We start from the raw sequence: 22,197 nt of genomic DNA on the forward strand, positions 1-22,197 counted from the left end.
AACGTGACTAGAGGGGGGAATTTTCCATGCTGGGGCTCGACAACGACCCGATTCAGGCACCTGCCGCCGCAGGGACCGTAGCGGATGAGGCGCCGCCGCTGCCCACGGGGAAATTGGACGCGGAAAGTGTGCCGCAGGCGGTGCGGAAGTCGCCGGAACCGCTGATCCGCATCATCATGCCCGTGGTGATGGTTGCGGCAATCGGCGCAATGGTGGCCATTTTCGCTTTGAGTGGGCGCGGCATCAGTCCGCTGATGATGTTATTTCCGCTGATGATGATCATGGGTCTGCTGACCACCCTCAACCCGCCTGAGAAGGCTGGTGATATCGACGAATCGCGTCGGGTGTATCTGCGTCATTTGGACGCCTTGGCTGAGCGCGCCCGGTCCAATGCGGTGCAGCAGCGCGAACACGTGGAGTTCTTTCACCCGCACCCGGAACATCTGGTGAATGCTGTCGGCGCAGAGCGCGTGTGGGAGCGCGCTGCGGAGCATGCGCGGGCGTTCGAGGTGCGTGTGGGGACGGGAAAGTCATCTTTGTGCACACCTGTTGAGGTGGCTGATCCGGGCTCCCCGGAGGATCTCGATCCGGTGTGCGCTGTGAGTCTGCGCCGCACCGTCGCCGCGGTGAGCGTGGTGCCGCGCATGCCCATTGTGATCCAGCTCGAGGCGTTTCCTCTGCTCACTCTGGCGGGCTCGGGGGCACGCGACATCGCGCGATCGATCGTGGCGCAGTTGGCGTTTTTTCACGGGCCGGAAACAGTGGGACTCGACATCAATGCGGCTGGCCTTGAATCCGCGAAGTGGCTGCCGCACACGCGCACTCCCTCGCGGGCTGATTTCGTCGTCGCGGTCGTGGACGCGGGCACTCCGGAGGCGATGACGTACAGCGACCATGATTGCCTCATTACGGTCAGTGACGAGGCAGACACGTTTGTGCACGAAGAAGCGCTGCATTTGACCTGCGGGGAGGCAATTGATGCTGTGACCACGTCCGGGGTGGAGCGTCTTGGCACGGCCGATGAGTTCAGAGCGGGAGCAGCCGAATACATCTTCCGCAATCTGGCGTTTTACCGCAGACCCGCTCACACCGCCGCCAATGCCCGTGGGGGTGGCTTGCTTGATTTGTTGGGGATAGAGGACATTGAGCACCTTCCCGGTCCCACCATGTGGCCGGGGCGGGACAACAGCCGCCAGCGGCTCACCGTCCCGATCGGCACCGATCCCGACGGCGCTGCCGTCTATTTGGATCTGAAGGAATCCGCGCACGGCGGTATGGGCCCGCACGGGCTGTGCATCGGGGCGACAGGATCGGGCAAGTCGGAGCTCTTGCGCACGCTCGTTGTCGCGCTCGCCGCGACGCATTCGCCGGACGAGCTCAACCTAGTTCTCGTCGACTTCAAAGGCGGCGCGACGTTCTTGGGGTGCCAGGGGTTGCCGCACACCTCCGCAGTGATCACGAACCTCGAGGACGAAGCGATTCTGGTGGAGCGCATGTACGACGCCATTTCGGGAGAGATGAACCGCCGCCAGGAGTTGTTGCGGGCGGCGGGCAATTTCGCCAACGTCACCGAGTACAACGACGCACGCACGAGCACGCGCCCGGATCTGGATCCGCTGCCGTCGCTGCTCATCGTTGTCGATGAATTCTCTGAGCTGCTCGGCCAGTATCCGAATTTCGCGGATTTGTTTGTGGCGGTCGGCCGATTGGGTAGGTCGCTGGGCGTGCACCTGCTCCTCGCATCGCAGCGATTGGAGGAGGGGAAATTGCGCGGTCTCGACTCCCACTTGTCGTACCGGATCGGTTTACGTACTTTTTCCGCGGTGGAGTCCCGCCAGGTTCTCGGTGTGCCTGATGCGTACGAGTTGCCCGCCGATCCCGGCGTGGGCTATATCAGGACAGCGTCGACGGAGCTGACGCGTTTTAAAGCGTCGTATGTTTCGGGGCCGTTGATGAGGCCGGTGGACACGCGCAGCCCGGGTGACACACAGCAAGTGCGTCTGTTCGAGGGGTGGGACGACGTCGACGAACCAGCGGCGGCGAGCATTCCCGACCCGAGCACCACGTTGCTCGCGGAAATCGTGAGCGCCGCGAAGGAGACAGCGGCAGCACGCGGGCAGCAGGCGCACACCGTCTGGCTTCCGCCGCTTCCAGCCCAGGTGGACCTGCCCGCCGTGTGCGAGGTCGCAGGGGAGCTGAAGGCGAGCATCGGGCTTATCGACGACCCGTATCACCAGGGCCAGCATCCCCTCCTCATCGACCTCGGTGCAGCCGGCGGGCACGTGGCTCTGGCGGGCGGGCCGCAGACCGGCAAATCGATGGCGGTGCGGACGATCGTCGCGTCACTTGCTGCAACGCACTCCACCGATCAGCTCGGTTTCTACGTCATTGATGCCGGCGGCGGCGATTCGGGAGTGCTCGAGTCCCTGCCGCATGTCGCGGGAGTGGCGGCGCGTAGCGACGAAGAGAGGGTGAGAAGGGTGGTGGATGAGGTGCTGGGGATCGTCGATAAGCGGCGTGCGTCTCCCGCGCGGACCGTACTGGTCGTCGACGGCTGGCACGCGCTGACCGCGCCCGACTCGAAGCTGGAGGATCTCAAAGATGCGCTGACGACGATCGCGGCTGAGGGGCCAGCGGCCGGGGTGCACCTCATTGTCACGACTCAGCGGTGGAACTCTATCCGGCCGAACGTCCGCGATCTCATTGGCACCCGCCTGGAACTGAAGCTCACGGAGCCGATGGACTCGTTGCTGGGGCGGAAAGTGCAGGAGAAACTGCCGTCCGCACCGGGCCGAGGCATCATCGCCGGCGGCAAGAGCATGCTCATCGCCGCGACCGCGAAAGAAGACATTGCGCACATCGCGGCCCAAGCAGCCGGTCAGACACCAGTTCCGGCGTTGAAGGTCCTGCCAGACAGCATTGCCGCCGATGATCTAGTTGTGCCGGAAGAGCGGCGCAGCCGGGTTCTGCTCGGCATCGGCGGACGCGATATTGATCCGGTCACATTCGACCGCCAACATCTGCTGGCCATCGGCGCATCTGGAGCGGGTAAATCGACTCTCATCAGCACGGTTATTTCTGAACTATCACGTATGCCGCGTGAACAGGCCCGCATTGTGATCATCGACCCGCGGCGCACGCATTTGAGCTCAGCGGACCATCCGATGGTGGCCGCCTATGGTGGCTCGGCCGATTCCGCGAAAACTGCTCTCTCAGATACCGCGGCTACCTTGACCAGCCGCTTGCCCGGCCCCGACGTCACCGCCGAACAGCTGGCCGCACGCAACTGGTGGGCCGGTCCGGATATCTACGTGGTCATCGACGATCTCGAACTCGTTGACGACGAACATCTTCGCCCGCTCCTGCCTTTGATCCCGCATGCCCAGGACGTCGGGCTGCACATTATCGCCGCACGCAAATTCGGCGGCACCGGTCGGGCCTTGCTCGGAGTCTTCCTGAGCGCGCTGAAGGATCAGCTTCCAGATGTGGTGATCATGTCCGGCACAAAGGAAGAAGGTGCGCTCTTCGGGGTACGCCCACTGACCTTGCGGCCCGGCCGGGGCATCTTCGTCCGCGACAACGAGCAGCTCGGACTCATCCACATCGCACACAGCACGCAAACCCCCACTCACGTCCACACGCCATCGCCTAACCGGGAGGAAACCCGATGATCACCGCGTATGCCGCCGGCCGGGAAATTGATTCCCGAGAGGGCTTCGACGCCTTACTCACCATCACGATCGACGAAGACGCGACGGTATTTTCCGGACTGTCCAATGTTCACCGCTACGACCAGCCTTCCGCGAGCGAGATCGTCTCCTTTGTTCGAGGTGTGCTCGGGGACGACCCGCAGCAGGCAACGGTGCACCTCGTGGCGGACGCGGAAACCCAGCAGCGGATCATCCACGCGTTTGGGGATTACGGTATCGATCTGACCTGCGAAGACCCCTCCAGCAGCGGTCAAGGGGACGGGGAAGAGGCTGGCGCCCCATCGCGTGAAACCGTTGCCCGAACGCATCCGGCGACGAGTGAGTGGGAGGAAATCAACCACATTCCTGTGCGCCGGCCAGCGGTGGAGACCCGGCGTACGGGGCGCCTCGGTTCCGTCAGCTACCTGCTTGCCGGGGTGGTGGTGCTCGTTGCCGCGGTGTGCGGGGTGGCCATCTGGGTTGTCGCCGGCCGGGGCGTCAGCAACGACGTGCACGACGCAGCGGAGCAGCCTTCGCAGACCACGCCATTGGAAGCCCACGGTTCGCGCTCTCCCTCTCACGTACCGGAACAGCCGGGGCTAGAGCCGGAACAGCCCGCGCCCGAGAACGTCACGCTCGAGCAGAACGGGTTGAGTGTTGAACTTCCTGTCGGCTTCCACTTAGAACCGGACGGGAACATGTGGCGCGCAACAGGACCCGACCCGGATTTTCGGCTTCAACTGGCGGTGGATCCTCTCTACGGGGTAGCTCCGGACGCGGTCATGCGGCAGGTATTGGCGGACATCGAGGCCGATCCCGAGTTGCGCCTCATTGACAGCGGCGATGAAAACGTGCGTTACGCGCACGACCTGCCCGACGGTTCTCGCGCGCAGTGGAGCACGTGGACAGACCGCGACGTGCAGCTATCCATTGGTTGCCACACCCGAAAGGAACCTACCACCGTTCAGTCGGCTACATGCACCATGGCCAACGACTCTGCCCGCTTCACTCCGCCTGAATAGAACCCCGAAAAAGATTCGGGGGAGAGGGAACCGGTGCGGGTGAAGAACAGTCCAATAAAGGTGGAAGGCCACGAACGGCTCACGCCTCGTGCCCCGTCCACTTCTTTACACACACGATCATCGGGGGAGGAAACATGAGCAACGCTCAGTTCCGTACAGAAGCCGACGTTATGCGCAACGCGGCGAACAACGTAGACAGCACCAACGACTCGGTCAACGCCGAACTCAACCGCTTGCAAGATGTCGCGCAATCCACCCGCGACTACTGGCAGGGGACTGCCCAGGCAAGCTTTGACGGGCTGATGGCTCGCTTTGACGACGCGGAGCACCGTCTCAGCGAGGCTCTGGCGGACATCGCCACGAATATCCGCAGCAACGCCTCGAACTTCGAGGACGTCGACGCGTCCAATTCCGACGCTTTCGCCAACATCGCGCCGGCGGGCGGGTTGGCGCTCTAAGCCGTACAACCGCACTACTGCAGCAGCGAAAAACCGCACCACCAAACACACTCATTCACATCAAGCTCAAGGGGAGAACACCGTGACAGTGATCAAGTACGGATTCGGCTCTCTGGCAGAAGCCGCAGCCGACATCGAGACCTCGTCCCGCAACATCGGCGCCCAGTTGGAAGACCTGAAGGCGCAGATCAAGCCGATGGTTGCCACGTGGGAAGGTGAGGCAGCGCAGCGCTACCAAGAACACCAGTTGAAGTGGGACACCGCAGCGCAGGAGCTCAACGAAATCCTCACTACGATCGGCCGCGCAGTCGATGAGGGCAACAACCGGATGCAGGCTGTCAACATCGCAGCCGCCAACAGCTGGGGGTAAGAACTGGCGCGACACACAATCGCGTGGGCCTGATTTGACCACATACCCGCATCCCGGGGGCAGACGCGGAGTTGGCCCACGCCCCACCGGTTAGCGCCGCCTGGGGCTGGCGAGCGCTTCCGAACTCCACGCCGCCGAGGTAACCGAGCGCGAAACGCGCAAAAGGTGCCGCGGCGGCGTTTTGGTGTCTGAACAGGAAGTGCTCTAAAGTAAATGTCCTGTGTGTTTTTCCTACCGCTAGAACGCTCAACCCCGTTTAACACGGGAAGTTCTTCCGGGCCGCCCCACCGGGTCTCTACCGGCCGCCGGAACAGGGGAGGGAAAGGTCGAACGCGCCATGGCCGGCAGCCTCTAGATAAAGACTTCAAGGAGTCATACATGTCTACCTACCACCCGAAGAGCGGTGACATTACCCGCAAGTGGTACGTCGTCGACGCTACCGACGTGGTGCTGGGCAAGCTCGCTTCCACCGTCGCAGATCTGCTGCGCGGCAAGCACAAGCCACAGTACGCGCCGAACGCCGACACCGGCGACCACGTCATTGTCATCAACGCCGACAAAGTCCACATTTCGTCCAACAAGCGCGACCGCGAGATGCGCTACCGCCACTCCGGCTACCCGGGTGGCCTGAAGTCCATCACGCTGGGCCGCGCTCTCGACGAGCGTCCGGACCGCGTGATCGAAGAGGCTGTGAAGGGCATGATGCCGCACAACCGCCTCTCCCGTCAGTCCATTAAGAAGCTTCACGTTTACACCGGCTCCGAGCACCCGCACGAGTCGCAGAAGCCCGAGAACTTCGAGTTTAAGCAGGTGGCGCAGTAATGACCGAGCCGAACAACATCTCCGAAGAGACCACGAACACCGCAGAGCTGACCGAGGGCGTCGAGGCTACCCAGACCGACATCGACGCAGCTACGGCCGCTACCGAGGAGTTCAACTACACCATCGGTGACGCTGTTGCGACCGAGGATGACGCGAACGACGATGCCGTCGAGGCTCCCGCCTACCACGAGGGCCCGATCCAGACTGTCGGTCGCCGCAAGCGCGCCATTGCACGCGTGACCGTCGTCGAGGGCGAGGGCAAGATCACGGTCAACGGCCGCGAGTTCGAGGAATACTTCCCGAACAAGCTGCACCAGAAGGACATCCTGTCCCCGCTGACGCTGCTCGAGCGCGAAGGCCAGTTTGACATCAAGGCGAACATCGGCGGCGGCGGCCCGACCGGCCAGGCCGGTGCTCTCCGCTTGGCTATCGCCCGCGCACTGAACGTCTACAACCCGGCTGAGCGCCCGACCTTGAAGAAGGCCGGTTACCTCACCCGTGACGCTCGTGCAGTGGAGCGCAAGAAGGCTGGTTTGCACAAGGCCCGTCGCGCACCGCAGTACTCCAAGCGTTAAAGAGTCGCTCCAGCGACACGGTTTTGCCGTCGCTCCCCGTTGTCTGGGGTGCGGCGGCTTTCCGCTTTTCGGGATGGCCACCCTCTCTCAGAGAAAACACCGGTTACGGCATAATTGTTTTTCATGACTCGACTCTTTGGAACTGACGGAGTGCGTGGACTTGCCAATGAGGCTCTGACGGCACCGCTGGCCCTGAAGCTAGGGCAGGCGGCAGCGACGGTGCTGACGCAGAATAAGCGTTCGGAGCAGCGGAGGCCCACCGCGATCATCGGGCGCGACCCGCGTGTGTCGGGAGAGATGCTCGCCGCGGCGATGGCGGCCGGGATGGCGTCGAAAGGCGTGGATGTACTTCGAGTGGGAGTGATCCCCACTCCTGGTCTCGCTTATCTCACCGACGATTACGGTGCCGATATCGGAGTGATGATTTCAGCGTCGCACAACCCGATGCCGGATAATGGCATCAAGTTTTTCAGTGCGGGAGGCAAGAAGCTTGCCGACGCCGTGGAGGACGAGATCGAGCAGGCGATGGCGAGCCTCGAGGAGGGCGGTCCGACCGGCACAGGAATCGGCCGCATCATTGAGGAGTCCTCGGATGCCCACGTGCGTTATCTGGATCACCTCGCAAAATCTGTCACGGTGCCGCTGAGCGGCATCAAGGTCGTGGTGGATTGTGCCAACGGCGCTGCGTCGAAAATCGCCCCCGCCGCGTATGCCGCGGCTGGTGCCGAGGTCGTGCCCATCTTCAACGAGCCGAATGCTTACAACATCAACGACAACGCGGGTTCCACTCACATCGACCAGATTCAGAAAGCAGTCGTGGAACACGGTGCGGATGTGGGGTTGGCGCACGACGGCGATGCTGACCGTTGCCTGGCCGTCGACGCGGAGGGAAATGTGGTCGACGGTGACCAGATCATGGCGATATTGGCGCTGGGGATGAAAGAGAAGTCGTCGTTACGCGAAAATACGCTGGTGGCGACTGTGATGAGTAACCTCGGCTTGAAGCTCGCCATGCAACGGGAGGGCATTGATGTCCGCGAAACCAAGGTGGGCGATCGGTACGTCCTCGAAGAATTGAACGCGGGTGAGTACTCGCTCGGTGGCGAGCAGTCTGGACACATCGTGGTCCCGTCGCGTGCAACCACCGGTGACGGAACTCTGTCGGGTCTGCTCATCATGGAGCGTATGGCCGAGACAGGCAAGTCCCTCAAAGAACTCGCGTCCGTGATGACCGTCCTGCCGCAGGTCCTCATCAATGTCCCAGTGTCGGACAAGTCCCTCATCCTGGATGCACAAGAAGTGAAAGACGCCATTGCACATGCCGAGGACGAGCTGGGCGTCCACGGCCGCGTTCTGCTGCGCCCTTCGGGGACTGAGGAGCTCTTCCGCGTTATGGTCGAGGCCGCTGAAAAAGAGCATGCCCGCAAGGTGGCTGGCCGTTTGGCTGCGGTGGTCGCCGCGGTCTAGAAAAATCATGCCCCGTTAGGGAACCGGACGGGGGCCAGCGGCAGTCTAAGTCTATGGAAGATGAAGGCTGCCGCTTTTTGCGGCTTCGATCATGCGGGGGAAGTGACGACCGTGGCCGACCATGTGTACGTCGATCCGGAGGAATTCCGGGCGCAGTTGAATTCGAGAATCACCCATTACAACGAGGTGATCAACCAACTCCAAAACGATAAGCCGGATATTGACCACGCTATCTTCGGGGAGGGTTTTGCCGAGCGGGGCGGACATATCGCCGCGGCGGTGGGACGCGTCCACGAACAGACAGTGGGGCGGCTCCAGGCACGCGTCGGCCAGTTCGAGGACATGCTTCGCCTCGCTGCGGACGTGGACATGGTGGACCATGACACTGCTGTGGGGTTGAGCCGCCATGTCTAACACGAAGCTGAAGGAAGGTCTCGGGGAGATCGCCCGCGAGGTGGCTGTGCTGCCGGGTGTGACTGCCACGGATGCGTCGTTCGTGGGGGAGAAGGTTCTGACAATCTCCGCGAAGATAGACAAAACGAACGGCATGAACATGTCCGCTTTGCCAGCGCAGGTCGGGTCGTTGAACCCGTCTGCTAGCTCTTCTCCCGTCCGCCGCGTGACCGGCCCGGGCATTCTCGGGGTTCTCGCTGGCTTACCTTTGTTGGCTGACCTGATCTCGGGGGCGGCCGATTGGCTGGGCAGTATCGGCATCGCAGACCATGAAGCGAAACTGGACAAGGAACAGAGCGAACATTCTGACACCTTGGACGATCTTCACGGTCGTTCGTGCGAGTGCGCGGATTCCGTCAAAGAGATCGACGAGACAGCCGACCGCGGATGCCAGGACATCATCGATGTGATCCTCGGCATCATCACCGCTTCGAAGAACAGCCCTCTACTTCAGCTAGGTTCGGCTGCACTGGGTCCGATCTGCGATGGTTTGCTCTCCATCGAGGACACCGTCGACGACCGCAACAAAACAATCGGCGAATGTTTCGAGGGGCTTCAACAACTGTGCGACGCAGCCGGCGAGACCCAGCCGCCCGCGCCGAAGCAGTACACGCCCGCGGAGAAGTGCCCACCGGCCCCACCTGCACGCCCGCCTGCGCAAGAAGCACCCAAGCCAGCGCCTGCACCAGAGCCCGGCCCAACGACACCAGCACACGATGCGCAGCCCCCGGCGCCCGCACCGGCCCCTGCACCAGCACAGGCTCCCACACCCGTGCCGCAGCCCCAGCCGGTGCCTGAGTGCCCGCCAAGCCCGGTCCCGGCTCCGGCCTCAACCCCAGCGGTTGAATCTGCGCCGCCTGCGACATCGACCACACCCATCCCACCGACCCAGACCACGGTCCCTGCAGCTACCGGCACCGGATTGAACGTCAACATCACCGTCGACGCAAACCTCGGTTGCCCGCCACCAGTTATTCCAGCGGTCACGGAGACTACACCGGCCCCGTCTGCGCCGACGACGCCGACGAATTGTCCGCCTCCGGCAGTTCCAGCCCCACCAGCGGTACCGCCCGTCGGGCCTGCGGGAAAATGCGTCGTGGCTCAAGTAATCGCCGGAATCGAAGCCTTCGGCCAGTCCGTCGCCGAGTGTTTGTCGCAGATCGAGTGCCCGGTTGAACCTAACGTGCCCGCGGAACCCGCCGAACCAGTGGAGCCTGCCGCAGTGACGCCGGAGTGGCCACAGCCTGAACCGGAGCCAGTGAAAAACCCGGAGCCCGAGTGTCCAGAGCCCGAGCCGAAACCGGAACCAGTCGCTCAGCCCGAGCCGGAGTGTCCAGAGGGCACGATCGCCCCGCCGCCGGAGTTGGCTGAAGTCAAGGAGCCGCCGCCACCGCCGAAGAAGGGGTTGGTGGCTCCGATGGGAGTCGGCGGTGCGGAGGCAGTCCCGGAACCGGAGCCCACCCCGGCGCAGGAACAGCCAGCGCCGTCAGAGCCTTCAGCGGAGCATCAACAACCGAAGCAGCAGGATGAGCAACACCGGGCACGGAAGACAGGGGGATGGTGATGGATTTCCAGCAATTCGCGGAGCAATTCAAAGAGCGCACGGCGCGGCGAATGGTCGAATTCGAAAGAACGCTCAAGGAAAGCCAGCGGCAAATGGAACAGGCAGCTCGCCAGCAAGCGCTGGCAAAGGAAATGAACATCCAAAAACCGCCAGCGCAGACACCTCGCGGAACGTACCGCGGTGTCAGACACGGGCGTGTGCAAGGAGTGCTCCGGAGAGAGGGGCCGACGGAACAGCCGCGAAACTAGTGAAGGCTAAAAGAAGCCTTTCGCATCCGAGCGGGCAAAATCGGCCCGGTCGGCGAGCTCTTTGCCAAAGATCGACTCCATGCTTTTGCCCTCTGCATCCATTTCGGAATAAGCAGAGTAGGTCTTATCGCCGTTGAGCTGGTGAAGCAGGAAACCGGTGATCAGACCACGGACCGTCTCCTGGACGCTGTTCTTCGAACGGCCCTGGCCAAGCAAGAATTTCTTGAAATTATCCTCGCTGAACGCTTTTTGGTTTCCGTCTTTCACCGCCCGGTAAGCGACGGGGCCGGACCAGTTGTAGGCAAGCCGAGCCGGGTTACCCGGATCGAAGATGGCATCCGCGTCCTCATCCGGGCCGATAATCAGGCCGGGGAGGAACAGAGTGCGGGCAGCGTCGTTGGCAGACGGCGCAACCGCGGCAGGGTAGATTGAAGCGACAGCCTTGACCTTCTCGTTGTTGACGCTGGTGAGCACGGCGCAACCCCCGCCCATGCCGTGGCCGATAACGCCGAGCTTGCCGGGGGAGACGGTGGTGTTGCCGTTGCCGAGTTTCACGCCGGCGAGGATCTGCAGCGCAGTCTCCAGATCGGCGGCGAAGCCAGAGTGGTTCGGGTTGAAACCACGTTCGGTGTCGGGAGCGGCCACAGCGATGCCCCAGCTTGCCAGATGGCGCAGGGTCTTCTTGTAATCCTCGGCACTCTTCATCCAATCGTGGCCGAAAGCGACGCCGGGAACTGCGGTCCCGTCGGCGGGAACGTAAACCTTGCCGGGCAGACCGGTGTAACCGAGGTCGCCTTCCATGACCCGGTGCGGGCCACGCTTGGACAGATCGCTGAGCTTCTTCAACTTCGCAGACACGTGAATCAGGATACTTCATGGAAGGGGCGTGATGCGGCAGATCAGCGCTGACGGGCGCACAGAAGACCAGCGCGAGTTGGCGAGGCACCGGGGTGGTGCTGGCGGGGCGGCATGTCGATTCATCCGCGCAATGACCCGTTGACTCCGGTTAGCTGCAGTGGGTCGGGGGATGATTTGTTCCATGCATTATCCTTGTCCGCATGTGTGGAATCGTGGGATACGTAGGTAAGCAGCAGGGGCTGCCGATTGCGTTGGAGGCCCTTCGCCGGATGGAGTACCGCGGATACGACTCAGCGGGTATCACCGTGGCGGGTGGGGGAGACCTCAACGTGGCTAAACGTGCCGGCAAGTTGCAGAACCTCGAGGACAAGATCGCAGAGCTTGGCGAGGGCGCGTTGAGCGGCTCCACCGCTATCGGCCACACACGTTGGGCCACCCACGGCCGTCCGACGGATGAGAACGCGCACCCGCACCTTTCGTATGACGGCCGTGCGGCGATCGTGCACAACGGAATCATCGAGAACTTCGCGCCGCTTCGCGATGAACTTGAGCGCGAAGGCATCGAGATGGCTTCCGACACGGATTCTGAGGTGGCGGCGCATCTCGTGGCGCGCGCCTACAACGGCGAGGATGACGGTTCTACCCGCGGTGATTTTGAGGCATCGGCTTTGAAGGTGCTCGATCGCCTCGAGGGTGCATTCACCGTGCTGTTCGTCCACGCTGATCACCCGGATACGATCATCGCCGCCCGGCGTTCCACTCCGCTGATGGTGGGCGTGGGCGAAAACGAGATGTTCCTCGGGTCCGACGTCGCGGCGTTCATCGAGTACACAAAGAATGCGGTCGAGCTCGAGTCCGATTCGGTGGTGGTCATCACTGCAGATGATTACAAGGTGCTGAATTTTGACGGCACTCCGGGCGCGGGAAAGCCGTTCACGATCGACTGGGACCTGGAAGCTGCGGAAAAGGGCGGCTTCAGCTCTTTCATGATGAAGGAGATCTACGAGCAGCCTGCTGCTGTGCGCGACACCCTCGCCGGCCACTGGGACGGCCGACGTATTGTTTTGGACGAGAACTCCATTTCGGAGAACGAGCTGAAGGCTTTCGACCAAGTTTTTGTGGTTGCCTGCGGTTCCGCTTACCACTCGGGCTTGGCGGCGAAGTACGCCATCGAGCATTGGGTGCGCATCCCGGTGCAGATCGAGGTGGCGTCCGAGTTCCGTTACCGCGACCCGGTTCTGGATGAGCGAACTCTGGTGCTGGCGATCTCCCAGTCGGGGGAGACGGCCGACACGCTGGAGGCGGTCCGGCACGCCAAGATTCAAGGCGCGAAGGTGCTTGCGGTCTGCAACACCAACGGTTCCCAGATTCCGAGAGAATCTGACGCGGTGCTCTACACCCATGCTGGCCCGGAGATCGGTGTCGCCTCCACAAAAGCGTTCCTTGCGCAGGTAGCTGCGAACTACATCGTCGGTCTGGCCCTTGCGCAGGCGAAGGGCACGAAATACCCGGACGAAATTCGAGCGATCTGGAACGAGCTCGAGGCGATCCCGGAGAAGATCGAGGAGGCCCTGGGCAATCACGAGGAGTGCCAGCACATCGCGCAAACCCTTGGCGCGGTGCAGACCATGCTCTTCCTCGGCCGCGGAGTCGGGTTCCCGATCGCGCTGGAAGGTGCCCTGAAGCTCAAGGAACTTGCTTACATTCACGCGGAGGGTTTCGCGGCCGGCGAGCTCAAGCACGGCCCGATCGCTCTGATCGAGGACGATCTGCCGGTCGTGGTGATTGTGCCTAGCCCGCGCGGTGTGTCCCAGCTCCACTCGAAGATCGTCTCCAACATCCAGGAGATCCGCGCCCGCGGGGCGAAGACGATCGTCATCGCGGAGGAAGGCGATACCGCTGTCGAGCCGTATGCGAACTGGCTGCTGCGTATTCCGCAGTCACCAACGATCATGCAGCCGCTTCTGGTCACGGTGCCGCTCCAGTTCTTGGCGGCGTTCATTGCGGAGCAGTGCGGTAACGAGGACATCGATAAGCCGCGCAACCTGGCTAAGTCGGTCACTGTCGAGTAAAGCCCCTGACAGCCCCCTAAGACCTCGCGGGGCTCCGCCACAACCAGGTAGGGACACCGGATGCTGCATGCTGTTCAATTCGCGTTCGTAGACTCGATCAACCTGTTGTTGATCGGTGTCATCGTCGCTGTCGGTGTCATGCTTCCCCGCGCCAGCGGCCGGTACGCGAGAACCACGGCTTTGCTGATCGCGGGCGACTGGTGCGGTGTGGCTGCTTTGGCGTTTTTGATGCTCGTCGTCTTCGACGGCTTGGGTGATGTGGTGCAGCGGTTCGTCGAGGGCCCCATTTTCGGCATTCTCTTGATCGCCACAGGCATCGCCACGGGTGTGCTGGCGTTACGCGGCGGCGACAACTCGGGCTTGGTCAACCGGATCTTGGAGCCGTTGAAGACTCCGTCGGCCAAGACAGTTCTGGTCGGTCTTGCGCTCGGCCTTATCCAGTCGGCGACATCGGTGCCTTTCTACGGGGGGCTTGCTGTGCTGTCCACCGCCGGGGTCGATGTTGCGGTGCGTTACGCCTTCTTGGTGCTCTACGCCACCGTAGCGCTCAGCCTCCCCACCTTGTGCGCGCTCGCTGTGGGGTGGGTGCGCCGCGCGCCGGAAAGCGCTGCTGGGCGAGTGTTCAACGCCGCGCGCGAGAACTCGGATAAGGTCTCGCTCGGCGCGACATGGGCGGTCGCTTTACTGCTGATCGTCCTAGGTACTGTCCACATGTTCTAGCCCGCCGTGGGATAGCGGTGTCAAGGGGCAGTGGCACAATGTCTCCCATGAGTTCTTCTGTCCTGCGCATCGATGTGGGCGCGATCGCCCGAAACACGAGATTGCTCAAAGAGCGGCTGGGGCAGACTCGTCTGGTGTGCGTGGTCAAGGCCGATGCCTACAACCACGGTGCAGACCACGTGGTTCCAGCTATGGACGAGGCGGGGGCGGACGCCTTCGGGGTGGCCACCTTCGACGAAGCGGAGCAGGTGCGGTCCCTCACAGAGAAGCCAGTCATCGCATGGCTGTGGGAGCCGGGCGAGGCCATCCCGGAGGGGGTGGAGCTCGGCGTTCCGGGGCTGGAGCACCTCGAATGGCTCATCGAGAAAGACGTGCGCGCGCCGCTGCACCTCGTGGTGGACACCGGAATGAACCGTTCGGGAATCGACGAAGAGGACTGGGGTCGAGCGTTCACAACGGCCGGGGAGGCGGGGCTCAACGTCGTGGGGCTCATGTCCCACCTCGCATGCGCGGACGAACCGAACCATCCCCACAACGCCGAGCAGCGCGCAGCGTTCATCCGGGCGGTCAACCAAGCGGAGACCTGCGGGCTGAACGTGGCGCACAATCACCTGGCCAATTCCCCGGGCGCACTCACCAGCGTCGACCTCGTATTCAACCAGGTACGTGCGGGGATCGCGTTGTACGGCCTCAACCCCGTCACGCCAGAGCACGAGGGTGCCCCGCTTATCGACGTTGCCGCGCTCACCCCCGCCATGACCTGGGCCGCTCGCCTCACCGCGGTGAAGCGCATCAAACAGGGCGAGGGTGCTAGCTACGGTTTGACATGGACCGCGCCGGCGGACGGCTGGACCGCGGTCGTCCCCGTGGGCTACGCCGACGGACTGCAGAGGTCGTGGCAGGGAGCGCTCGAGGTCGCCGTCGATGGCACGCGCTACCCGCAGGTGGGCAGGGTGTGCATGGACCAGATCATCATCTGGCTGGGCGATAATCCCGAGAACGTCACAGTCGGGGATGAAGCTGTGATCTTCGGCGACGGCGGGATGAGCGCCGCGGAACTGGCGGACCGCGCCGGGACCATTCATTATGAGGTGGTCTGCGCGCCGCACGGACGGGTGCGCCGGGTGTACGGGAGCAGTGGAGACGTCGATAAGCGAAAGTGCGGAAAGGGTGAGGTGCGATGAAACCGCCGTTTGTGAATGCGGGAAGCGTCGAGTGCGACACCGCGGAAGACACGCGCGCGTTCGGGGAACGTCTCGGCGCGGCGCTGGAGGCCGGCGATGTGGTCATCCTGGACGGTCCGCTCGGCGCGGGAAAAACCACGCTGACGCAGGGGATCGCTCAGGGCATGGGTGTGAAAGGCCGTGTGACCAGCCCTACATTCATCATCGCGCGGGAGCATAAGCCGCAGGAAAGCGGGTGTCCGGCGCTCGTGCATGTGGACGCGTACCGGTTGCTCGACAGCGTCGGCGGGGTGGGAGCCGCGGATCCGCTAGGGGAGCTTGATGCGCTCGACCTCGACTCAGAGCTCGCGGATTCCGTCGTTGTTGCGGAATGGGGCGGCGGACTGGTTGAACAGATCGCGGCGCGCTACTTGCTCGTGCGGCTCGACCGTGAAACGCGTGTGCGCGAGGACCCTGATTCACAGGGCCGGATCATTTCTTGGACTCCGTCGGGGTAGTGTGGTGGCCATGCAGAAGCTCACTGGTGCTCAAAAAGGTTGGTTTGGAATTGTCGTCGCGCTGTGGATCATCGCGCTAGCTGCCATGGTCTTCCTGCTGCCGAAGACGAGTTCCAACGCGTCCGGCGTCACCCCCGTCAGCGAGGCGCAGGCGTCGGGCTCGCTCGAGGAGACGCTGAACGGAATGGAACCGTCTAACAGCGATGCAGTTGCGGGCGAGATGATTGACCTGCGCTACGTCTACGGTGACGATGTCAAGGCGTTCGTCCCGGTGTGCTCCGAGGAGCCGAAGGAGCTTATCGACGCGAAATTGCAGGCGGCCGGCGATGTCGCCGACCAGGTCGACCTGGAAAGCGGCTTCAACTACATTCTCCTGGCCAAGGACCCGCAGGCCGGCGTCGATTCCGTTGATGCGGTTTCGCCCGACGTGATTGACCTGTGCAACGGCAACTACTTCGACCAGTTCTTCAGCACTGAGCAGGGCTTCCCGGTGTACTGGGACGGCGACATCTGGCGCTTCGGCGTCCGTGTCCAGTGATCGTTCTCGCCATCGACACAGCCACCACCGATCTTGTAGCTGGTCTGGTGGAGGTGAGCGGCGGCCAGCCGGCGCAGATTGCGGAGCGCGTGGTGACTACGCGATCCCATAACGAGCTGCTAGTGCCCATGGTGCAGGAGCTACTGGCTGAGGCGGGCCTTGAATTCAGGGGCCTCGGCGCGGTCGTCGTCGGGTGTGGCCCCGGTCCGTTCACCGGCTTGCGCGTGGGCTTGGCCACTGCCTCAGCTTTCGGTCAAGCGCTCGGCATTCCCGTTCACGGTGTGTGCACCCACGACGCGGTGGCGGCATTGATTGACGCTGAGTCGTCCCTCGTGGTCACTGATGCACGCCGCCGCGAGGTGTATTGGGCGCAGTACCGCGGCGGACAGCGCATTGCGGGCCCAGGCGTTGCGGCGCCGGCCGCGCTGCGTTTACCCGGGGGCGATGAAGCTGACACCAGCTTTGTTGACGTGCTCAGCGTTCCGGATCACCTCCGCGACCAGCTTGTGGCCGAGGGGGCTGTCGCGGCGGCGACAGTAACTTATGTGGCTCCGCGCCCCGCAGGTCTCGTAGGGGTGGCGGACCTGACGGCCGAGCCCGAACCGTTGGTGCCGCTGTACCTGCGGCGCCCCGATGCGAAAGAGCCCGCGCCGAAGCCGAAGTCGCCAGCGATCCCGGATGTGGCGGGAAAGGCGTAAATGCAACTGCGCGAATTGACTGCCGCGGATGCGGAAGCGACCGCGGCGATTGAGGCGGAGGTATTCGCCGGAGAGACGCCTTGGTCCCGGGATGTGTTCCTCGTCGAGTTTGCGCACCCGTACACCTTTTACGTGGGCGCCTTCGACGAGGGCGCGCTGGTCGGCTACGCGGGACTGGCCAAACTCGGACCTCCAGCTGACCCGGAATTCGAGGTCCACACCATCGCCGTCGCCCGCGGGCACCAGCGCAAGGGTGTCGGCCGGGTGCTCATGGACCAGTTGGTCAACGCTGCCGACATGTATGACGGACAAATGTTCCTCGAGGTGCGCACCGACAACGCCGCCGCGTTGGCGCTGTACGCCAGTTACGGTTTCACCGAGATCGGTCTGCGGAAGGGCTACTACCAGCCGGCGGGGGCGGACGCGTACACGATGATGCGGCCCAGTCTCAGCGAGCGCGCCGAGACCAACCGGGATGGAAACAGGGAAGGAAACGGCGGCGGCGACAGTGCGCAAGAAAGGAACGGCACATGATTGTTCTGGGAATTGAGTCCTCGTGCGACGAGACGGGAGTAGGGATCATCGAGCTGTCCGCGGACGGGCAGATGGAGATCCTGGCTGATGTCGTGGCCTCGTCGATGGAGCAGCACGCGCGTTTCGGCGGAGTCGTCCCGGAGATCGCTTCTCGGGCGCACCTCGAAGCCATGCCGCAGGTGATGGAGAAGGCGCTGGCGCAGGCGGGCGTGGACAAACCGGATGCGGTCGCCGCCACTGTCGGGCCAGGGTTGGCTGGCGCTTTGCTCGTGGGCGCGTCCGCAGCGAAGGCCTACGCGGCGGCGTGGGGGGTTCCGTTCTACGGCGTCAACCACCTGGGCGGGCACGTCGCGGTGGCCAACCTCGACGGGGGGGAGGAGCTTCCGCACTCGGTGGCCTTGCTCGTTTCGGGTGGCCACACTCAGATCCTCGAGGTGGATGCGGTGGGCAAGCCCATGAAGGAATTGGGCAGCACGCTTGATGACGCCGCCGGCGAGGCCTACGACAAAGTCTCGCGCCTCCTAGGGCTCGGGTACCCCGGAGGGCCGGTGATCGATGCCCTGGCGAAGAAGGGCGATGCGCAGGCCATTCGCTTCCCGCGCGGCCTGTCCCGTGCAGAGGATCTGCGCGGGGAGCACCGCTATGATTTCTCTTTCTCCGGCTTGAAGACGGCAGTTGCGCGCTACGTGGAGGCCGCGGAGCGGGGTGGAGACGTCATCAGCGTTGAGGATGTCTGCGCGTCATTCCAGGAAGCAGTGGTGGATGTTCTCACTTCCAAAGCTGTCATGGCTTGCGAAGACACCGGTGCCCGCACGCTTCTGCTCGGCGGCGGTGTCGCCGCGAATTCCCGGTTGCGGGAGCTGGCTGCCCAGCGGTGCGGGGAGAAAGGAATCGAGTTGCGTGTACCCCGCTTTGCCCTGTGCACGGACAACGGTGTCATGATTGCCGCCTTGGCCGCGCAACTCATCCACGAAGGGGCGCAGCCGTCCGGTTTGGACACCCCGACCGACACGTCGCTGGATGTGGAAATCCCGCTCGTCACGGCGTAGCTCGTTGGCAAGCTCCGCCCGCGCTGGCGGTGATCCCAGCACGTCGAGCTAAACGGGCCGAATCCACGTACTGTGGTGGACGTTGTCTTCCCCCCTACACCTTGGCACGTAACACTGCGGCAACCGCTAACCCGAGCTTCCTTCAGGACCCGTCGACTGCTATTTCCGGCCCGGTGATCTTCGTTGGCCGCGGCGGCAAGAGCATTGACGATGACGTGGTCGAGGAAATTAAAAACACCATTCGCGCTGTGCGCAACTACCGTGAGGACAACGAGGAGGAGTACCAGCTCTGGCGCAATGCTGTGCTGAATCTGGGCAATCCGCAGGTGTAGCGGTGGGCAAATTGCCGCGGGTTCCGGTCCAAAGGGGAACCGGTTCGCAGCAGAATCAGAGCAAGGCTGGGTGCGGGGCGTCCGGCCTTGTTGTCGTTTAGCACTCACGTAGGTAGAGTGCTAACCAGGTTTTGGGCACAGTTTGTTCACCCGCGACGACGGCTGCGCATCGCGAAACCTCGGCAGTTCCCGCGCCGGTACAGGCGGGGTAGCGCCGGAGAAAGCTCTCAAGAACAACTTTCAAGAAAGGTTTTCACCGTGGCAAACGTCAACATCAAGCCGCTCGAGGACAAGATCCTCGTCCAGATTGTCGAAGCTGAGACCACCACCGCTTCAGGTCTGGTCATCCCGGACTCCGCTCAGGAGAAGCCGCAGGAAGCAACTGTGATCGCCGTCGGCCCGGGCCGCTGGGACGACGAGGGTGAGCACCGCATCCCGGTCGACGTCAAGGAAGGCGACACCGTCATCTTCTCCAAGTACAGTGGCACCGAGCTCAAGTACGGCGACCAGGAGTACCTGCTCCTGTCCGCGCGTGACCTGCTGGCCGTCGTCGAAAAATAAGAAGGGGGACGTAACTCCCAATGGCAAAACTCATTGCATTTGACCAGGAAGCCCGCGAGGGCATCCAGCGCGGCGTCGACGTGCTCGCTGATTCCGTGCGTGTCACGCTCGGCCCACGCGGCCGCAACGTGGTCTTGGACAAGGCCTTCGGCGGTCCGGCCGTCACCAACGACGGCGTGACCATCGCTCGCGACATCGACCTTGAAGACCCCTTCGAGAATCTCGGTGCTCAGCTGGTCAAGTCCGTGGCGGTGAAGACCAACGACATCGCCGGCGATGGCACGACGACTGCGACGCTGCTCGCGCAGGCGCTCATCAACGAAGGACTGCGTAACGTCGCCGCTGGCGCCAACCCGATCGAGCTGAACAAGGGCATCGCCGCAGCTGCGGAGAAGACCGTTGAGGAGCTCAAGGCCCGTGCCACGGAAGTCTCCTCCTCCGAGGAGATCGCCAATGTCGCGACCGTTTCCTCCCGCGACGAGGTTGTCGGCCAGATGGTCTCCGGTGCCATGGACAAGGTGGGCAAGGACGGTGTCCTCACCGTCGAGGAATCCCAGTCCATCGAGTCCTATGTTGATGTCACTGAGGGCATCTCATTTGAGAAGGGCTTCCTCTCCCCGTACTTCATGACGGACCCGGAGTCCGGTCAGGCTGTGCTCGAGGAGCCGCTAGTCCTCCTCGTGCGCAACAAGATCTCCTCGCTGCCGGAATTCCTCCCGCTGCTGGAGAAGGCCGTGGGCACCTCCCGCCCGCTGCTGATCATCGCCGAGGACATCGAGGGCGAGCCGCTGCAGACCCTCGTGGTCAACACCATTCGTGGTGCTCTGAAGGTCGTCGCGGTGAAGTCGCCGTACTTCGGCGAGCGTCGTAAAGCATTCATGGACGACCTGGCAGTCGTGACCGCCGCAACGGTCGTTGACCCCGAGGTTGGCGTGAACCTGAAGGACGCTGAGCTGGACGTGCTGGGTAGCGCCCGCCGCGTCACAGTGACCAAGGACGACACCGTCATCGTCGACGGTGCCGGCACGCCTGAGGCGGTGGAGAACCGCCGCCAGCAGATCCGCCGCGAGATCGAGAACACCGACTCCACCTGGGATAAGGAGAAGGCCGAGGAGCGCCTGGCCAAGCTCTCCGGCGGTGTCGCTGTCATCCGCGTCGGCGCTCCGACCGAGACCGAGGTCAACGAGCGCAAGCTGCGCGTCGAGGATGCCATCAACGCCGCGCGTGCTGCGGCGCAGGAAGGCATCATCGCTGGCGGCGGCTCCGCTCTGGTCCAGATTGCGAAGAATCTGGAGACCTACGCCGAGGAATTCGACGGCGAGCAGAAAGTTGGCGTGCAGGCCGTTGCCCGCGCACTGACCAAGCCCGCCTACTGGATCGCCGAGAACGCGGGCCTGGACGGCTCCGTGGTGGTGTCCAAGATTGCGGAGCTGCCCAACGGTGAAGGCTTCAACGCCGCCACCCTCGAGTACGGCAACCTCATTGAGCAGGGCATCATCGACCCGGTGAAGGTCACCCACTCCGCAGTGGTCAACGCCTCCTCTGTCGCCCGCATGGTACTCACGACGGAAGCATCTGTCGTGGAGAAGCCAGCGGAGGAAGAAGACGAGCACGGCCACAGCCACTAGGCCACTTCATCCAGGCAAACGCCCCGTTCCCGCGGACCTGAAAGATGATCTACGGGAGACGGGGCGTTTTCTATGCCGAACTTTGGAGCGGCAGCAGGGCTAAACGGCGGCGACCTTCGTCTTGGCGCGACGATTGACATTGCCGCGGAGCGCAGCCTGGCGCTCGGATTCGCTCATTCCGCCCCAGATGCCGTATGGCTCGGCGACAGCGAGAGCGTGGGCACGACACTGCTCGAGCACGGGGCAGCCGAAGCAGATCGCCTTGGCGCGGTTCTCCCGGTTGGTGCGTGCGCGTCCGCGCTCACCGTCAGGGTGGTAAAAGACATCGGAGGCCTCGCCGCGGCAAGCCCCGTGGAGCTGCCAATCCCAGAAATCGGCGTTCGGTCCGGGCAGCTGCTGCGGCATGGACATCGTGGGCATTGAGTGCAAATCTCCTCGACTGGGGTATTACAAGCTTTCGCTTCATCTAGTGTCAGCGCGGGACTTGGGGGTCGGCGGCCGCTGGCTCGGTGAAGCAACGAGTAAGGAGTGTGCAAGGCGCGGGTAAACAGTTGGTTTCTGACAGGTGTCGCACAGTTTGAACCAAGCTTTTGCTGGGGTTCGGAAGGGCTGTGAGCTGTGGAAACATGCCGAGGTTAAGGATCGGTGAATAGTTCGTGTCCAATTGCGTGTCGTCCCACTAAAGCACATGGGCCACATGCGTTACCGGCCGGTATGGCTGAATGGGGGGGATGTGCGGGCGGTTTCCGGTGGCGCACCTGGGAAAGTGGACCGCATGCGCCGCGCCCCAGTGTTTAGGGCGTGCGCCAGTGTTTAGTGTTTAGGGTGCGCGCCGCAAGGACGTAGGATGAACACGCT

General features: G+C 63.2%; 21 protein-coding genes and 1 pseudogene. 20 read left to right on the plus strand and 2 right to left on the minus strand.

The features are described 5' to 3' along the window. Positions 1-26: 26 nt before the first annotated feature. From eccCa to QYQ98_RS07650, 9 genes are all read left to right on the plus strand, one after another. Positions 27-3,671 carry a type VII secretion protein EccCa gene (gene eccCa, locus QYQ98_RS07610; protein WP_302006265.1) on the plus strand — a complete coding sequence of 1,215 codons (3,645 nt, stop codon included), beginning with the start codon at positions 27-29 and terminating at the stop codon, positions 3,669-3,671. Next, positions 3,668-4,711, plus strand: a complete 1,044-nt coding sequence (locus tag QYQ98_RS07615; RefSeq protein ID WP_302006266.1) for a type VII secretion-associated protein — start codon at positions 3,668-3,670, stop codon at positions 4,709-4,711. The genes eccCa and QYQ98_RS07615 overlap by 4 nt, the downstream gene beginning before the upstream one ends. Positions 4,712-4,845: 134 nt before the next feature. Further along, complete coding sequence (locus tag QYQ98_RS07620; RefSeq protein ID WP_302006267.1) at positions 4,846-5,169, plus strand: WXG100 family type VII secretion target; 324 nt, start codon at positions 4,846-4,848, stop codon at positions 5,167-5,169. An 82-nt stretch (positions 5,170-5,251) separates the two neighbouring features. Then, on the plus strand, positions 5,252-5,539 hold the full coding sequence (locus tag QYQ98_RS07625) for a WXG100 family type VII secretion target (RefSeq protein ID WP_302006268.1): 288 nt from the start codon (positions 5,252-5,254) through the stop codon (positions 5,537-5,539). Between the two features lie 378 nt (positions 5,540-5,917). Beyond that, positions 5,918-6,361: a 50S ribosomal protein L13 gene (gene rplM, locus QYQ98_RS07630; RefSeq protein ID WP_087117192.1), complete on the plus strand. Its 444-nt coding sequence runs from the start codon at positions 5,918-5,920 to the stop codon at positions 6,359-6,361. Further along, on the plus strand, positions 6,361-6,936 hold the full coding sequence (gene rpsI, locus QYQ98_RS07635; RefSeq protein ID WP_302006269.1) for a 30S ribosomal protein S9: 576 nt from the start codon (positions 6,361-6,363) through the stop codon (positions 6,934-6,936). The genes rplM and rpsI overlap by 1 nt, the downstream gene beginning before the upstream one ends. A gap of 123 nt (positions 6,937-7,059) precedes the next feature. Next, a complete protein-coding gene (gene glmM, locus QYQ98_RS07640; RefSeq protein WP_302006270.1) occupies positions 7,060-8,403 on the plus strand; it encodes a phosphoglucosamine mutase in 1,344 nt (447 codons plus the stop codon). Positions 8,404-8,463: 60 nt separating this feature from the next. Next, complete coding sequence (locus QYQ98_RS07645; RefSeq protein ID WP_302006271.1) at positions 8,464-8,817, plus strand: hypothetical protein; 354 nt, start codon at positions 8,464-8,466, stop codon at positions 8,815-8,817. Then, entirely contained in the window at positions 8,810-10,420 is a 1,611-nt protein-coding gene (locus tag QYQ98_RS07650) for a hypothetical protein (protein WP_302006272.1), read from the plus strand. The genes QYQ98_RS07645 and QYQ98_RS07650 overlap by 8 nt, the downstream gene beginning before the upstream one ends. 254 nt (positions 10,421-10,674) lie before the next feature. Here the strand turns inward: QYQ98_RS07650 and QYQ98_RS07655 are convergent, their stop codons facing one another. Further along, positions 10,675-11,526 (minus strand): dienelactone hydrolase family protein, encoded by an 852-nt coding sequence (locus tag QYQ98_RS07655; protein WP_302006273.1) that lies wholly within the window; start codon positions 11,524-11,526, stop codon positions 10,675-10,677. 200 nt (positions 11,527-11,726) lie between these two features. Between QYQ98_RS07655 and glmS the strand changes: the two genes are divergently transcribed. From glmS to groL, 11 genes and pseudogenes are all read left to right on the plus strand, one after another. Next, complete coding sequence (gene glmS / locus QYQ98_RS07660) at positions 11,727-13,598, plus strand: glutamine--fructose-6-phosphate transaminase (isomerizing) (RefSeq protein WP_302006274.1); 1,872 nt, start codon at positions 11,727-11,729, stop codon at positions 13,596-13,598. A 60-nt stretch (positions 13,599-13,658) separates the two neighbouring features. After that, positions 13,659-14,318, plus strand: a complete 660-nt coding sequence (locus QYQ98_RS07665) for a hypothetical protein (protein WP_302006275.1) — start codon at positions 13,659-13,661, stop codon at positions 14,316-14,318. Positions 14,319-14,365: 47 nt separating this feature from the next. Continuing rightward, entirely contained in the window at positions 14,366-15,502 is a 1,137-nt protein-coding gene (alr, locus tag QYQ98_RS07670) for an alanine racemase (protein WP_302006276.1), read from the plus strand. Next, positions 15,499-15,999, plus strand: coding sequence for a tRNA (adenosine(37)-N6)-threonylcarbamoyltransferase complex ATPase subunit type 1 TsaE (tsaE, locus tag QYQ98_RS07675; RefSeq protein ID WP_302006277.1), 501 nt, complete (start codon positions 15,499-15,501; stop codon positions 15,997-15,999). The genes alr and tsaE overlap by 4 nt, the downstream gene beginning before the upstream one ends. 10 nt (positions 16,000-16,009) lie before the next feature. Then, positions 16,010-16,537, plus strand: coding sequence for a hypothetical protein (locus QYQ98_RS07680; protein WP_302006278.1), 528 nt, complete (start codon positions 16,010-16,012; stop codon positions 16,535-16,537). Further along, a complete protein-coding gene (tsaB, locus tag QYQ98_RS07685; RefSeq protein ID WP_302006279.1) occupies positions 16,534-17,235 on the plus strand; it encodes a tRNA (adenosine(37)-N6)-threonylcarbamoyltransferase complex dimerization subunit type 1 TsaB in 702 nt (233 codons plus the stop codon). Before QYQ98_RS07680 ends, tsaB begins: the two co-directional genes overlap by 4 nt. Further along, a complete protein-coding gene (gene rimI, locus QYQ98_RS07690; RefSeq protein ID WP_302006280.1) occupies positions 17,236-17,769 on the plus strand; it encodes a ribosomal protein S18-alanine N-acetyltransferase in 534 nt (177 codons plus the stop codon). It abuts the gene before it with no gap. Then, entirely contained in the window at positions 17,766-18,818 is a 1,053-nt protein-coding gene (tsaD, locus tag QYQ98_RS07695; RefSeq protein ID WP_302006281.1) for a tRNA (adenosine(37)-N6)-threonylcarbamoyltransferase complex transferase subunit TsaD, read from the plus strand. Before rimI ends, tsaD begins: the two co-directional genes overlap by 4 nt. 98 nt (positions 18,819-18,916) lie before the next feature. Next, positions 18,917-19,150, plus strand: a pseudogene (locus QYQ98_RS07700) (hypothetical protein); the annotation flags it as partial. A 258-nt stretch (positions 19,151-19,408) separates the two neighbouring features. After that, entirely contained in the window at positions 19,409-19,711 is a 303-nt protein-coding gene (gene groES, locus QYQ98_RS07705; RefSeq protein ID WP_302006282.1) for a co-chaperone GroES, read from the plus strand. Positions 19,712-19,731: 20 nt separating this feature from the next. Next, positions 19,732-21,339: a chaperonin GroEL gene (gene groL, locus QYQ98_RS07710; protein ID WP_302006283.1), complete on the plus strand. Its 1,608-nt coding sequence runs from the start codon at positions 19,732-19,734 to the stop codon at positions 21,337-21,339. 99 nt (positions 21,340-21,438) lie between these two features. Here the strand turns inward: groL and QYQ98_RS07715 are convergent, their stop codons facing one another. Next, entirely contained in the window at positions 21,439-21,750 is a 312-nt protein-coding gene (locus QYQ98_RS07715) for a WhiB family transcriptional regulator (protein ID WP_302007730.1), read from the minus strand. Positions 21,751-22,197 lie beyond the last annotated feature (447 nt).

It is taken from the genome of Corynebacterium sp. P3-F1, from assembly GCF_030503635.1.
GTDB lineage: Bacteria > Actinomycetota > Actinomycetes > Mycobacteriales > Mycobacteriaceae > Corynebacterium.